Annotated in this window: 17 protein-coding genes; 2 read left to right on the forward strand and 15 right to left on the reverse strand. The window is 64.3% G+C overall.

The annotated features are described in order from the left end of the window. Nucleotides 1–104: 104 nt before the first annotated feature. From FHR27_RS09735 to ccmA, 10 genes are read right to left on the reverse strand one after another with little or no spacing between them, the layout of a single operon-like run. Entirely contained in the window at nt 105–449 is a 345-nt protein-coding gene (locus tag FHR27_RS09735) for a hypothetical protein (protein WP_179538469.1), read from the reverse strand. Next, entirely contained in the window at nt 446–1,654 is a 1,209-nt protein-coding gene (gene ccmI, locus FHR27_RS09740; RefSeq protein ID WP_179538470.1) for a c-type cytochrome biogenesis protein CcmI, read from the reverse strand. Before ccmI ends, FHR27_RS09735 begins: the two co-directional genes overlap by 4 nt. Then, nucleotides 1,651–2,136, reverse strand: coding sequence for a cytochrome c-type biogenesis protein (locus tag FHR27_RS09745; RefSeq protein ID WP_179538471.1), 486 nt, complete (start codon nt 2,134–2,136; stop codon nt 1,651–1,653). Before FHR27_RS09745 ends, ccmI begins: the two co-directional genes overlap by 4 nt. Continuing rightward, nucleotides 2,133–2,669, reverse strand: a complete 537-nt coding sequence (locus FHR27_RS09750) for a DsbE family thiol:disulfide interchange protein (protein WP_042553979.1) — start codon at nt 2,667–2,669, stop codon at nt 2,133–2,135. Before FHR27_RS09750 ends, FHR27_RS09745 begins: the two co-directional genes overlap by 4 nt. Further along, a complete protein-coding gene (locus FHR27_RS09755; protein ID WP_179538472.1) occupies nt 2,666–4,639 on the reverse strand; it encodes a heme lyase CcmF/NrfE family subunit in 1,974 nt (657 codons plus the stop codon). Before FHR27_RS09755 ends, FHR27_RS09750 begins: the two co-directional genes overlap by 4 nt. Continuing rightward, nucleotides 4,636–5,100, reverse strand: coding sequence for a cytochrome c maturation protein CcmE (gene ccmE / locus FHR27_RS09760; RefSeq protein ID WP_042553977.1), 465 nt, complete (start codon nt 5,098–5,100; stop codon nt 4,636–4,638). The genes FHR27_RS09755 and ccmE overlap by 4 nt, the downstream gene beginning before the upstream one ends. Further along, complete coding sequence (gene ccmD, locus FHR27_RS09765) at nt 5,097–5,273, reverse strand: heme exporter protein CcmD (RefSeq protein WP_042553976.1); 177 nt, start codon at nt 5,271–5,273, stop codon at nt 5,097–5,099. Before ccmD ends, ccmE begins: the two co-directional genes overlap by 4 nt. After that, a complete protein-coding gene (locus FHR27_RS09770; RefSeq protein WP_179540077.1) occupies nt 5,270–6,028 on the reverse strand; it encodes a heme ABC transporter permease in 759 nt (252 codons plus the stop codon). Before FHR27_RS09770 ends, ccmD begins: the two co-directional genes overlap by 4 nt. A gap of 60 nt (nt 6,029–6,088) precedes the next feature. Further along, on the reverse strand, nt 6,089–6,760 hold the full coding sequence (gene ccmB / locus FHR27_RS09775; RefSeq protein ID WP_042553975.1) for a heme exporter protein CcmB: 672 nt from the start codon (nt 6,758–6,760) through the stop codon (nt 6,089–6,091). After that, a complete protein-coding gene (gene ccmA, locus FHR27_RS09780; RefSeq protein WP_042553974.1) occupies nt 6,757–7,392 on the reverse strand; it encodes a cytochrome c biogenesis heme-transporting ATPase CcmA in 636 nt (211 codons plus the stop codon). The genes ccmB and ccmA overlap by 4 nt, the downstream gene beginning before the upstream one ends. Nucleotides 7,393–7,522: 130 nt before the next feature. Here ccmA and fliK point away from each other — a divergent pair, with 130 nt between their 5' ends. Together fliK and FHR27_RS09790 are read left to right on the forward strand one after the other, a co-directional pair. Then, nucleotides 7,523–9,064, forward strand: coding sequence for a flagellar hook-length control protein FliK (gene fliK / locus FHR27_RS09785; RefSeq protein WP_179538473.1), 1,542 nt, complete (start codon nt 7,523–7,525; stop codon nt 9,062–9,064). After that, nucleotides 9,061–9,402: an EscU/YscU/HrcU family type III secretion system export apparatus switch protein gene (locus FHR27_RS09790; RefSeq protein ID WP_042553972.1), complete on the forward strand. Its 342-nt coding sequence runs from the start codon at nt 9,061–9,063 to the stop codon at nt 9,400–9,402. Before fliK ends, FHR27_RS09790 begins: the two co-directional genes overlap by 4 nt. A gap of 787 nt (nt 9,403–10,189) precedes the next feature. On the opposite strand, the gene FHR27_RS09795 is transcribed toward FHR27_RS09790, so the two are convergent. From FHR27_RS09795 to motD, 5 genes are all read right to left on the reverse strand, one after another. Further along, the gene (locus FHR27_RS09795) at nt 10,190–10,588 is read right to left on the reverse strand and encodes a DUF2802 domain-containing protein (RefSeq protein ID WP_042555811.1); all 399 of its coding nucleotides are present in this window, start codon (nt 10,586–10,588) and stop codon (nt 10,190–10,192) included. 1 nt (nt 10,589) lies between these two features. Continuing rightward, nucleotides 10,590–11,069 carry a chemotaxis protein CheW gene (locus FHR27_RS09800; protein ID WP_042555810.1) on the reverse strand — a complete coding sequence of 160 codons (480 nt, stop codon included), beginning with the start codon at nt 11,067–11,069 and terminating at the stop codon, nt 10,590–10,592. Between the two features lie 90 nt (nt 11,070–11,159). Then, nucleotides 11,160–11,987 carry a CheW domain-containing protein gene (locus tag FHR27_RS09805; protein ID WP_179538474.1) on the reverse strand — a complete coding sequence of 276 codons (828 nt, stop codon included), beginning with the start codon at nt 11,985–11,987 and terminating at the stop codon, nt 11,160–11,162. 92 nt (nt 11,988–12,079) lie between these two features. Next, on the reverse strand, nt 12,080–12,868 hold the full coding sequence (locus FHR27_RS09810; protein WP_179538475.1) for a ParA family protein: 789 nt from the start codon (nt 12,866–12,868) through the stop codon (nt 12,080–12,082). 52 nt (nt 12,869–12,920) lie between these two features. Continuing rightward, nucleotides 12,921–13,793: a flagellar motor protein MotD gene (gene motD, locus FHR27_RS09815; RefSeq protein ID WP_042555807.1), complete on the reverse strand. Its 873-nt coding sequence runs from the start codon at nt 13,791–13,793 to the stop codon at nt 12,921–12,923. Between the last annotated feature and the right edge of the window lie 2 nt (nt 13,794–13,795).

Below are 13,795 nucleotides of genomic sequence, written 5' to 3' on the forward strand. Positions count from 1 at the left end.
TCCTACGACCGTAGGGTGGGTCACGCTTCATCGACCCACCAAGCCATTCAACGCGGTAGCGGCTGATGTTCACGCGGCGTCGGATACCGCGTCGAAGGCGACGCTTACTGGGCGTGATGCCGGTAGAGGGCTGGGGGTACGCCGCTGCTGTCCACGGTTTGCCATGGGCCCTGCAAGGTGCCAGCCCAGCTCCAGCCATCGCTCCAGCGGTAGAAGGTGCGCTCGCGGTAGTAGGTGTCCCGCTCGGAGTCGACGACATAGACCCCCAAACCGCCATCCCAATGACTGGAGACGCCCGGCGGCGGTGCGAAGCGCGGGTGGGATTTGCTGGCTGGCGGTGAGCCAGCAGGTGCCGAGGGGCCATCGGTACCGGGTGCGGGGCTGTGCAATGTACAGCCGGCGAGGCTCAACAGGGTGGCCGCAAGGGCAGCCGACATCAGTTTATTCATGGTTGTTTGCCGTCAGCGCTATCGATGATCAGGCGTTGCACGGTCTGGGTGGTGCTGGACAACGGTTGCCCCTGGCCGATCCACTCGCCGCTCTTCGCATCGCCGGCGCGCGAAATGCGCGCTACCAGTTGAACCTGGTCGAACGCGGAAAGTTTCAGTTGCGGCATCATCGCATCGCTGTCCGAGAGGCTGACCTGCGCTGGCAGATCGGCCACGCTCAGGCGCTTGACCGCCAACGGCATGGGCGGCCCGGACGCAGCACGGGCGAAGACGAACACCGTGTCGCCCGGCTGCACCTTGTCACGCAGCGCATCCGCCAGTTCGACACGCACCTGCAGGCTGCCGATTTCCGGCGTCTGCGCGGTGGCGGCAGCGCCGGCTTGCGGATCGATTTCCTGACGGGCACGAGCGATGCCGCCAGCGATTGCCTGACGGGACGGATCGCCCTCGGGCAAGATCGCGACGAGGCGTTCCCAGTAGCTGATGGCGTCCTGAAAGCGCTGCTCCTCGTAAGCGGCGATGCCCAGCAAGCCCAGGCTGGTGACTTCTTCCGGGTCGGCCTTCAAGGCTTCGCCGGTCAGCGCATCCAGTTGCGCGGCCCACTGTTTATTGCCGGCAAAGTACAGGGCCTGAGCCCACTGCCCAAGCAGCTCGGGCTCGCGACCAGCGACCTTTACCGCCTGCTCGAACGCGCGCGCTGCATCCGCCGGGCGCTCCTGCGCCATGTAGCTGCGACCCAGGAAGTACCAGCCCTCGGGGGACTCCGGATTGCCTTGCACGGCCTGCTCCAGGCGCGCGGTCATTTCCTCGATGCTGCGCGGCTCGCCAGTGAAGGTCCGCGCCCGCTCGACCTCGCCGATAGCGCCCCACTGCGCATAGAGCAGCACGCCAAGCAGCGGAACCAGCACGGCGGCGATCAGCGGCACGGTGCGCCCCAGGCGCCCGGCCTTCGTCTCACCGCTGCCTTCGGTATCGGCAATCAGCTCACGCGCAGCCTCGTCACGGGCCGTTTGCAATCGGGCGTCATCCAGCGTTCCGGCCTGGTGCTGCTGCTCCAGCTCGCGCAGGCGCTCCTGGTACAGGGTGACGTTCAGGGCGGTGCGATCCTCCTCGGTTTGAACCTTGCGACCGCGCAGCAGCGGGATCAGCAGAAAACTCACGGCGAGCAGACACAGCAGCCCGGCGGACAACCAGAATTCGATCATGGCTCTTTCTTATCCAGAGGCGCCTGCTCGAGCAGCTGCGCCAAACGTTGCTGTTCATCGCTCGACAGACCGGTGGAGACCTCCCCGCCAGCCTTGCGACGGCGCAGGACGATCACCCCGAGCAGCACGAAGCCACCGACCAGAAGCGCTGCCGGGCCATACCAGAGCAACAGCGTGCGGCGGGTGACCGGCGGCTTGTAGAGCACGAAATCGCCATAACGGGCGACCAGGTAATCGATGATCTGCGCATTGCTGTCACCCGCCTCCAGTTTGCGGTAGATCTCGGCACGCAGGTCCATGGCGATCGGCGCGTCGGAATCGGCAATGTTCTGGTTCTGGCATTTCGGGCAGCGCAGTTCTTCGGTGAGTTGGCGGTAGCGGGCCCGTTCTGCCTCACTGGCGAACTCGTAGGTATCGATGGCCGCGTGGGCGACACCGACCAGCACCAGCAACAGGCTCAGCCCGATCAACAGGCGCTTCATCGCCCGGCCTCGTCGACCATCTGCTGGTATAGCGGCGCGAGCTTCTCACGCCAGATCGCCTCGTCGATCACGCCGACGAACTTGTGACGGATGATGCCCTTGGCGTCGACGAAGAAGGTCTCCGGCGCGCCGTACACGCCCAGATCGAGGCCCAGCGTGCCCTTCGGATCGCTGATGTTTAGCTGATAAGGATCGTGGAAATCGCTCAGCCATTTCTGCGCGGCAGCGTTGTCGTCCTTGTAGTTGACGCCATGGATGGTCACGCCCAGGGCGGCCAGTTTGTTGAGCACCGGGTGCTCGACCTTGCAGGCGACGCACCAGGTGGCCCAGACGTTGACCAGCGAAGGCTTGCCCAGCAGGTTTTCCTGGGTGATCAGTTGGTGGCCCTGCACTGCTGGCAGGGAGAACGCAGGAAAAGGCTTGTCGATCAGCGCCGACGGCAGCTCGGCAGGGTCGAGAAACAGGCCGCGGTACAGAAACACCGCCACGCCGAGAAAGATCACCAGCGGTAGCAACAGAATCAGCCGTCTCATGCTCGTGCCTCCTGCAGGCCAAGGGCGTCACGGACGCGCGTCTTGACCTTCATCCGGTAGCGTTTGTCGGCGACGGCGAGAAAGCCGCCAAAGCCCATCATCAGGGCACCCAGCCAGATCCAGCGCACGAAGGGCTTGATGTGCACGCGCACGGCCCAGGCGCCCTGCTCCAGCGGCTCGCCGAGCGCGACGAAGAGATCGCGGGTCAGGCCGGCGTCGATGCCGGCTTCGGTCATCACCGATTGCTGCACGGTGTACAGGCGTTTTTCCGGGTGCAGCAAGGCGATCTGCCGCTCCCCTTCGAAGACCCGTACCGTACCGCGGTCGGAGATGAAGTTCGGCCCCTCGTGATGCGCCGCACCTTCGAACACGAACCGGTAGCCGCCCAGCTCCACGGCATCGCCCGGCGCCATACGCATGTCACGCTCGAAGCTGCCAAGGCTGGTGAGGATCACCCCCAGCGCGCACACCGCCAGGCCCAGGTGCGCCAGCTGCATGCCCCAGTAGCTGCGACCCAGGCTGGCCATGCCCTTGAACAGGCCCTTGTGACGGGTCTTGTCGTGAATGTCGCGCAGCCCGGCCAGCACCACCCAGGCGGCCAGCAGGCAGACCCCGAGCACCGCCCAGTTAAAATCACCCCACAGCCAGCTGGCCAGCAGCGCCACTACCACACTGGCGACCAGCACCGGCGCGAGCATGCCGAGCAGCCAACGCAGCGGCGTGTCCTTCCAGCGCACCAAGACGCCAACCGCGAGTACCGCCATCAGCAAGCCCATCAAGGGCACGAACAGCGCGTTGAAGTAAGGCGGGCCGACCGACAGTTTGGCGCCGCTCAAGGCATCCAGCACCAGCGGATAGAGGGTGCCGAGCAGGATCATAGAAGCCGCCACCACCAGAATCAGGTTGTTGGCCAGCAACAGGGTTTCCCGCGACCACAGGCTGAAGCCGACCTGGCTGCGCACCACGGGGGCGCGCAGGGCGAACAGGGTCAGCGAGCCGCCGACCACCAGCAGCAGAAACGCGAGAATGAACACGCCCCGCTCCGGGTCGCTGGCGAACGCGTGCACCGAAGTCAGCACACCGGAGCGAACCAGGAAGGTACCCAGCAGGCTCAGGGAGAACGCGGCAATGGCGAGCAACACCGTCCAGCTCTTGAATACCCCGCGCTTTTCGGTCACGGCGAGGGAGTGGATCAGCGCGGTGCCGACCAGCCAGGGCATGAACGAGGCGTTCTCCACCGGATCCCAGAACCACCAGCCGCCCCAGCCCAGTTCGTAGTAGGCCCACCAGGAGCCCAGGGCGATGCCGATGCCCAGAAAGGCCCAGGCGACGATGGTCCAGGGCCGTGACCAGCGCGCCCAGGCGGCGTCCAGCTTGCCGCCAAGCAGTGCGGCAATGGCGAAGGCGAAGGCCACGGAGAAACCCACATAGCCCATGTAGAGCATCGGCGGGTGAATGATCAGGCCGAAATCCTGCAGCAGCGGATTGAGATCGCGACCATCGGCGGGCACGTTCGGCAGCAGGCGGGTGAACGGGTTGGACGTGATGATCAGAAACAGCAGGAAACCGACGCTGATGATGCCCATCACACCCAGCACCCGGGCGAGCATCTCTTCCGGCAGCTGTCGGGAAAAGATCGCCACGGCGAAGGTCCAGCCACCGAGGATCAGCGCCCAGAGCAGCAGTGAACCCTCGTGGGCGCCCCATACCGCGCTGAACTTGTAATACCAGGGCAGCGCGGTATTGGAGTTCTGCGCCACGTAGGCCACCGAGAAATCGTCGACCATGAAGGAATAGGTAAGACAGGCGAAGGCGAACGTCAGAAAGGCGAACTGCCCCCAGGCGGCCGGCTGCGCCAGGCTCATCCATTGCCGGTCGCCGCGCCAGGCGCCGATCAGCGGCAGCGTGGACTGCACCAGGGCCAGGCACAGCGCCAGGATCATGGCCAGATGGCCAAGTTCGGGAATCATCGCGCGGCCTCCCCGGCCTTCTCGTAGTGCTTGTTCATGCCACTCTGCTCCAGGGCCTGCTTGACCTCCGGCGGCATGTAATTCTCGTCGTGCTTGGCCAGCACTTCGTCGGCGAGCAGCATGCCGCTGTCGTCGACCTTGCCCATGGCGACGATACCCTGCCCCTCGCGAAACAGGTCCGGCAAAATGCCGTGAAAGCGGATGGTCACCCGCGCCACGCCATCGGTAACCACGAAGTCGGTCTGCAGAGAGTCGCTGGAACGTTTCACCGAGCCCTTCTCAACCAGGCCGCCAGCACGAATGCGGGTGTCGTGTGGCACGTCACCATTGGCGATCTGCGTCGGCGTATAGAACAGGTTGATGTTCTGCTGCAGCGCGCTCAGAGCCAGCGCCACGGCAATACCAACCCCGGCGACGATGGCCAGAACGATGAACAGGCGTTTCTTGCGAACAGCGTTCAACGTGATTCCTCCCGACGCATACGACGCGCCTCGTCCTGCAGGTGGCGACGCCGCGCACGCAGCGGCAGCACCACGTTGAGCGCCAGCACGGCCAGGCAGATACCGTAGGCCGACCATACATAGGCACCGTGGTTGCCCATGGCGAGGAAGTCGGCGAATGACGCGAAGCTCATCGTTTACCCTCCACCAGCGCGCGAATCTCGGCCTTCACCCAGCTGCTGCGCGCTTCCCGGCGCAACACTTCGAGGCGCATGCGCATCAGCAGCACGGCGGCGAAGAAGCAGTAGAAGCCCAGCACCATGATCAGCAGTGGCAGCCACATCTGCATGGGCATCGCCGGCTTGTCGATAACGCTGAAGGTGGCCGGCTGATGCAGGGTGTTCCACCACTCCACCGAGTACTTGATGATCGGAATGTTGATCACCCCGACCACCGCCAGCACGGCACAGGCCTTGGCGGCGCTGTCGCGGTTGCTGATCGCCTGGCCGAGGGCGATCACGCCGAAATACAGGAACAGCAGGATCAACATAGAGGTCAGGCGCGCATCCCAGATCCAGTAGGTCCCCCAGGTCGGCTTGCCCCACACCGCGCCGGTGATCAGCGCGATGGCGGTCATCCAGGCGCCGACGGGGGCAGCCTGCTGCAGGGCGACATCGGCCAGTTTCATCTTCCAGACCAGACCGACCACGCCGGCCACGGCCAGCATCACGTAGATCGACTGGGCCAGGAACGCCGCGGGCACGTGGATGTAGATGATCCGGAAACTGTTGCCCTGCTGGTAATCGGGCGGCGCGAAGGCCAGGCCCCAGACCGTACCCACGACCAGCAGCACGGCAGCGGCGATCGCCAGCCCGGGCAGCCAGCGGCCACTGATCTCGTAGAACCATTTGGGCGAGCCCAGCTTGTGAAACCATGTCCAATTCATCAGGTCACTCATCATTCTCCGAGGTAGGGGCCATCGCTGGCCATCCTCGGTAGCACGGTTGAATCATTCGCCGACACTGATGGTCAGGCCAGCGGCAATGGCGAAAGGCGTCAGGGTTACTGCCAATGCGGTGAGGCTGGCCAGCCATAACAGATGACCCGCCACCGGCAGCCCCTGCAGGCTCGCCTGCAAGGCCCCGCTGCCAAGAATCAGCACCGGGATGTACAAGGGTAAAATCAGCAGTGCCAGCAGCAGCCCGCCGCGTTTCAGGCCCACGGTAAGGGCGGCGCCGACCGCGCCGAGCAGGCTGAGGATGGGCGTGCCGAGCAGCAACGACGCGAGCAGCACCGGCATGCAGCGCACCGGCAGCCCGAGCATGAGGGCCAGCAAGGGTGACAGCAGCACCAGGGCCAGGCCGGAAAACAGCCAGTGCGCGCAGACCTTGGCCAGCACCAGCAACGGCAACGGGTGCGAGGAAAGCACCCACTGTTCGAGGGAGCCGTCCTCGAAATCGCTGCGAAACAGGCCGTCGAGGGAGAGCAACACCGCCAGCAAGGCCGCTACCCACATCAGGCCGGGTGAAAGGCTTTGCAGCAGTTGCGTTTGCGGGCCGACAGCCAACGGAAACAGGGCGATGACGATAGCGAAAAACACCAGTGGGTTGGCCAGCTCTGCAGGGCGCCGACACAGCAGTCGCGCCTCGCGCACGGCCAGCAGCATAAATACGCTACTCATGCGGCATGCTGTCCCAGATCAAGATCGCGGTAACTCGCTGGCATGCGGCTCAACGTATGGTGGGTGGTCAGAATCACCAGGCCACCCTGCTGGCAATGCGCAGCCAGATGGTCCTCCAGTTGGCTGACGGCGTGCTTGTCCAGAGCGGTGAAAGGCTCGTCGAGAACCCACAGCGGCGGGCCATCGAGATAAAGCCGCGCCAGTGCCACACGGCGTTGCTGGCCGGCCGAGAGGGTGTGACAGGGCACATCTTCGAAGCCGCGCAGCCCCACCGACTCCAGCGCCTGCCAGATCTGCTCACGGCTCGCAGGGCGATGCAGGGCGCACAGCCAGGCGAGATTTTCCTCGGCACTGAGCAAACCCTTGATGCCAGCGGCATGGCCGATCCACAGCAGATCACTGGCCAGATCGCCGCTGCGGCTGGTCAGGGGCTGGCCCTTCAGGCGAATTTGCCCTGAAGTGGGTTGTCTCAATCCGGCGAGCACGCGCAGCAGGCTGGTCTTGCCGCTGCCGTTGGGGCCCGATACCTGTAGCATCTGCCCGGCGTCCAGCTGAATATCGAGGTTCTCGAACAGCAGGCGCCAATCCCGTTCGCAGGAAAGTGCCATGGCTTCGAGAAAGGGACTGCTCACAGCGCGGACACCTGGTTCAAGTCGAGACGAATGTGGCCGCTATAATGATGCGGACATTGAAGTGGCCGGAATTATACATGCCCAATAGGCCCACTCGCAGTGCGCTTTTGGCTACAGAGTATGAGACTTAATGACCGAGATCAGTGGATCGCGTCCTATCGCCGCAGCGGCTCCCGCCAACAGGCCGCCAGTCAACGCTGCCGACCTGGCGGTAAAGCTTCTGCAGCCCCTCGACGGCCTGATGAGCAGCGGCGAGAGTGCCAAGGCAGAAGTGGTGGGCCTCAAGGAAGTGTCGCAGAACTTCCAGCTGATGCTGCGCGTCACCCTGGAAAACGGTCGCCAGGCTACGCTGCAGGCCAGCAGCCCGCAACCCATCGCCCAGGGCACGGCGCTGGCGGTGACGGCGCTTTCCGATACGCGCCTGGCGCTGGCAGTACTCGCCGGCGGTAAACCGCTGACCAGTATCGACCTCGAACAATTGCCCGTCGGTACCCTGCTGCAGGGCAAGGTCATCGCCCGCGAAGCCCTGCCCGCTCAGGCTGCACAAACCGTCTACAAGGTGCTGGTGAACCTGCTCAACACACCACTGGCCGGCAGCAAGCTGAGCCTGGAAACCCATCTCGACCTGCCCCTCGGCAGCCTGCTCAGCGCGCGCGTGCAGGGCGATCAGTCCCTGGCGTTCCTGCCATTGAGCGGCAGGCTCGATCAACTGGCGCTGCTCCAACAGCTCGGTAACCAGCAGAGCCGCCAAGGCTCGCTGGAAGGCTTGCTGGCAGCCTTGAAGGGCATGGGCGGCCAGGATGGCATGCCCGATGGCCTGCGCGGCAGCATCGACAAGCTGCTGGGTGGGCTGCCAAGTGGCGAGCAGATGAGCAGCGGCAAGGGCTTGATGCAGGCGCTGGAAAACAGCGGCCTGTTTCTCGAAAGCAAACTGCTGACCGGCCAGCCTGGCGCACTGGGCGCCGACATGAAGGCCAACCTGCTGCGCCTGGTCAGCCAGTTGCTGCCGTTGCTGCCCGGTTCCGCGCCTCTGGCTGCCGCCACCGCGTCGACCAATGCCATGACCCAGGCACTGCCCGCCTTCGCCCGCAATATTCTCGGCAATATCGGCCAGAGCAGCGGTCGTCAGCAGGCCATGAGCTTCCCCCTGCCCAGCCGCCTGATGCAGGCCATGGACGGCGAGGCCGACCTGGAAGCGCTGCTGAAACTGGCCGCTGCCGCCATCTCGCGCCTGCAAACCCATCAGTTGTCCAGCCTGGCACAGAGCCAGACCGGGCCCGACGGTGCACTGGTGACGACCTGGCAGATCGAGGTGCCCATGCGCAACCAGCATGAACTGGTGCCCCTGCAGGTGAAGATCCAGCATGAAGAACCTGCGCCCTCCGCCAAGCAGGATCCCAAGGAAGCGCTTTGGCGTATCGACCTGGCGTTCGATCTGGACCCGTTGGGGCCACTGCAGGTCCAGGCGCAACTGGCCCATGGCAGCCTGTCCAGCCAACTCTGGGCCGAGCGTGCCAGCACTGCGGGGTTGATCGACCGCGAACTGGGCAACCTGCGTGAGCGCCTAGTGGCAGCTGGCCTTACCGTCGGCGACCTGGCCTGTAGCCAGGGCACGCCGCCGCAAGGCCCGAAAACCTCACTGGAACAGCGTTGGGTCGATGAAACCGCATGAGCAATAAAGCCCCCCGTCAGGCCATCGCCCTCACCTACGACGGCCAGAACGCTCCCAACCTCAGCGCCAAGGGCGACGACGAACTCGCCGAAGCGATACTCGCCATCGCCCGCGCCCACGATGTACCGATCTACGAGAATGCCGAGCTGGTGCGCTTGCTGGCCCGGCTGGAATTGGGCGAGGCAATCCCCGAGCAGCTGTATCGCTGCATCGCCGAAATCATCGCGTTCGCCTGGTACCTGAAAGGCAAGTTCCCGGCCGGCTTCGATCCGCGCGGCAAGCCGAAAGACGGCCCGCTGCTGCTCGGCGGACCGGAGCGCACGAGTAGCAAACGCTAAGCCGGCACCCCGAACGTCGCTTCGCTCGACGCAGGCGGCGATTCGTGCAAATCCTGGAGAAGCCGCGACCCTGCGTGAATGCTGGCCCTGACCCGTTGTTGCGGCATGCCTGCCACCGCCTCGCCCGCAAGCGGACTCGCACCGCTGTACGTAGGAGCCAGCTTGCTGGCGATCCCTGGTCCTGATGCGATGTTGCGGTATGGCCGCTATCGTATCGCCCGCAAGCGGGCTCGCGCCGCTGCGTAGGAGCCAGCTTGCTGGCGATTGCTGGGCTTGATGCGGGTTGCGGTGTGGCCGCTATCGCCTCGCCCGCAAGCGGGCTCCTACGGGATTGTCGTAGCGCCGCTGTACGTAGGAGCCAGTTTGCTGGCGATTTCTGGGCTTGATGCGATGTTGCGGTGTGGCCGCTGTCGTATCGCCCGCAAGCGGGCCCTACGGGAATGTCGTAGCGCCGCTGTACGTAGGAGCCAGCTTGCTGGCGATTGCTGGGCTTGATGCGATGTTGCGGTATGGCCGCTATCGCCTCGCCCGCAAGCGGGCTCCTACGGAGGCAGGTAGCGCCGCTGTACGTAGGAGCCAGCTTGCTGGCGATTTCTGGTCTTGATGCGATGTTGCGGTAAGGCCGCTATCGCCTCGCCCGCAAGCGGGCTCCTACAGGACTGTCGTAGCGCCGTGGCGTAGGAGCCAGCTTGCTGGCGATTTCTGGGCTTGATGCGGTATTGCGGTGTGGCCGCTATCGTATCGCCCGCGAGCGGGCTCCTACGGGGCTGTCGTAGTGCTGTGGCGTCTAGGTACGGCGCGACTGGTGCAGCTTGGCGACCAGCTCTGCTTCGGCCTTACTCAGGCCGCAGGATTGAGTCAGGTCATCGGCGCTGGCACCCATGCCGACCAGGCGAGCGGCCTGGGTGAAGGACAGGCTGGAGGGATCGCGTTGTTCGATCTGGGTCAGTTTGTCCGGCAGCGGCGCGACGGTGCGGCGTAGCTCGTGGAGCTCCTCGCCCATACGGATGCTGCCAGTCAGGTAGGTGTCCAGGCGCTTGCCCAGTTCGCGGATGCGCTGGTCACGCTGGGTGTCGCGCTCGGCCTGTAGCTGGCTGGCCAGGCGCAAGCGCCCTGCCAACCACACGCAGGTACCCACCAGCCCGGCACAGACCAGGGCAAGAACGATCAGTGCAGCTTCGAGCACCTCAGATGCTCTCCAGCTCCGACCACTCCTCCTCGGTCATCATCTTGTCCAGCTCGACCAGGATCAACAGCTCGCCGTTCTTGTTGCACACGCCCTGGATGAACTTGGCCGACTCGTCGTTGCCGACGTTCGGTGCGGTTTCCACTTCGGACTGACGCAGGTAAACCACTTCGGCCACGCTATCGACCATGATGCCCACGACCTGCTTGTCCGCCTCGATGATGACGATACGGGTGTTGTCGGTGACGTCGGAGGAATCCAGGCCGAAACGCTGGCGCGTGTCGATCACGGTGACCACGTTACCGCGCAGGTTGATGATCCCCAGCACGTAGCTCGGCGCGCCCGGTACGGGGGCGATTTCCGTGTAGCGCAGGACTTCCTGCACCTGCATCACGTTGATGCCGTAGGTTTCGTTGTCCAGACGGAACGTGACCCACTGCAGGATCGGATCTTCAGCGCCTTGTGCAGAGTTTTTCTTCATGGCCTAGCCTCGTCATTGACCGCGTGTGGCGGTGTGCGGGATTCCCGCTATTCAATCGGCTGCCCGCGCCACGGCGCGCGCATCCAGTAATCAGTGTATCTGTCCGTTGCTCATGCGCTTGGTCGCGCCGCTGGCGATCAACTCGGCCAATGCGGCGACGTCCAGCAGCGCACACATGTGTTCGATCACCGTACCCGCCAGCCAGGGCCGCTGGGCCCGCTGACTGCGCCACTTGATCTCGTCCGGGTGCAGGCGAATCGAACGGCTGACCTGGTGAACGGCCAAACCCCACTCGTAACCCTGAACGGAAATCACGTACTGCAGCCCCTGGCGGAAATCCTCTCGATAGCGATCCGGCATAACCCAGCGCGCGGTGTCGAGCACCTTCAGGTTGCCCGACTGTGATGGCAGTATGCCGAGAAACCAGTCCGGTTGGCCAAACAAAGGTGTCAGGTCCTGCCCCGCCAGCGGATAGATGGAGCCCAGACACACCAGTGGCACGGCAAGCGTCAGGCCAGCGACGTCGAACAGCAGGCATTCGAACGGCTCTTCAGCCCACTCGGGACGACCGTCTGCCAGCACCGAGGCGATCTGCGGCGCCGGGCGATGCACTTCGGCCACAGGCTCGACCACCGACGGCATGGCAATCGGCTCGACGAACACCGGCGCCAATGCCTCGACCACCGGCTCGACAACCACCTCGGCCACCGGCTGCACCAATGTCAGGGGCGCGGCTTCGACACGCGGCGCGGCCTGGGCATCGCGAATCTGCTCCTCGAGCACGGCAGCCTCGAAATCATCGAGGCTGCTCTGGGCCTGCTCCTGGTCGAGCTCGACCGCGGCCTCCTGCAGCAACCCGTCGAGGTACGACTGCAGGGCCAGTTGGGGCCTTGTGGCTGTGGCGGTGGAACGACTCATGAATGCAACCCGCAATGGAGACCTGTATGAGCTATCGGCCGCAAGGGCGGCAGACTTGAGGCTGTTTGCGCAGAATATCTGGCCATGGCGGATCAGGCCACTTGAGACGCAGGCTGCTGCGCCAGCAAATGCTTGAGCAGCGCCCGGTAAGCGATGGAGCCGCGGCTGTTGGCATCGAACTGCGAGGGGGTCAGCCCGGCCCGGCTGGCATCACGCAGGCGGGTGTCGACAGGGATATAGGCTTGCCAGAGATGCTCGGGATAGGTGCTCTTGAGCAACCGCAACGTCGACATCGATGCCTGGGTACGGCGGTCGAACAGGGTCGGCACGATGGTGTACGGCAAGGCTTGCTTGCGCGAGCGATTGATCATCGCCAGGGTGCTGACCATACGCTCGAGCCCCTTGACCGCAAGAAACTCGGTCTGCACCGGAATCACCAGCTGCTGGCTGGCTGCCAGGGCGTTGACCATCAGCACACCGAGCAAGGGCGGGCTGTCGATCACCGCGTGGTCGAAATCCTGCCACAGCTGCGCCAGGCTCTTGGCGACCACCAGCCCCAGGCCACTTTGTCCGGGAGACTGTCGCTCCAGGGTGGCCAGTGCGGTGCTCGACGGCAGCAGGGAAATTCGTTCGTGACTGGTCGGCAGCAACAGCTGCTGCGGCAGCCCCTGGGGCACGCTGCCCTGATGCTGGAACAGGTCGAAGACGCTGTTTTCGAGGCTATCGGGATCGTGACCGAAATAGCTGGTCATCGAGCCGTGCGGGTCGAGATCGACCACCACCACACGTTTGCCGGCGTCTGCCAGCAGACCTGCGAGGGCGATGGTCGAGGTGGTTTTACCCACGCCGCCTTTCTGATTGGATACAGCCCAAACTCTCATACTCTTCATCCTCCCGGAGCAGGCTGAGCCCGGCCGAGACTGAGTGCCCACTTCATTGCGCAGGCGACGGGGAATTGACGGCGCCATTGGCTGGAGCCTGTGCTGCAGGCGCTGAAGCAGGTTGCGTGCCAGCACGCTGCATCGCCGCATCCGGCTGGGCATTGGCGCTACCCACGCCGCTTACACTACGCCGCACATCGAGATTACGCGAGACCACCAACACCACTCGACGATTGCGCGCCCTGCCCTCTGCCGTGGCGTTGTCGGCTACCGGCTGAAACTCGCCATAGCCCACCGCCGCCATGCGTGACGGATCGACGCCATCCATGGCCAGCATCCGTACTATGCTGGCAGCGCGTGCGGTAGACAGCTCCCAGTTGGTTGGGAATTGCGCGGTTCTGATCGGCTGATTGTCGGTGAAGCCTTCCACGTGCACAGGGTTGCCGTAGGGCGCCAGAATCTTGGCAATCTTCTCGATGATCTCGAAGGCGGCATCGTTGGGCAGTGCATCGCCGCTGGGAAACAACAGCCCGGAGCTCAATTCGATTTCGATCCACAGCTCGTTGCCGCGCACTTTCAGCTGATCGCTCTGCAGCAGCCCGCCGAAGGCTTCACGCACGCTGTCGGCAATACTCTCCAGGGTCGAGGCGGCGATCTGCTGCGCCGTTTCCTCATCCACCATGGAGCGATCCGGCTCGGTGGTACGCGGTCGCTCATCACCCACCGGAATGGGTTTGATCGAGCGATCAGGCTGATTGAACACGCCCGTCAGGGTTTCCGAAAGGATCTTGTACTTGCCTTCGTTGATCGAGGAAATCGAGTACATCACCACGAAGAAGGCGAACAGCAGCGTGATGAAGTCCGCGTAGGACACCAGCCAGCGCTCGTGATTCTCATGCTCTTCGTGGCGGCGTCGGCGAGCCATGA

Source organism: Pseudomonas flavescens (assembly GCF_013408425.1).
Lineage (GTDB): Bacteria > Pseudomonadota > Gammaproteobacteria > Pseudomonadales > Pseudomonadaceae > Aquipseudomonas > Aquipseudomonas fulva_A.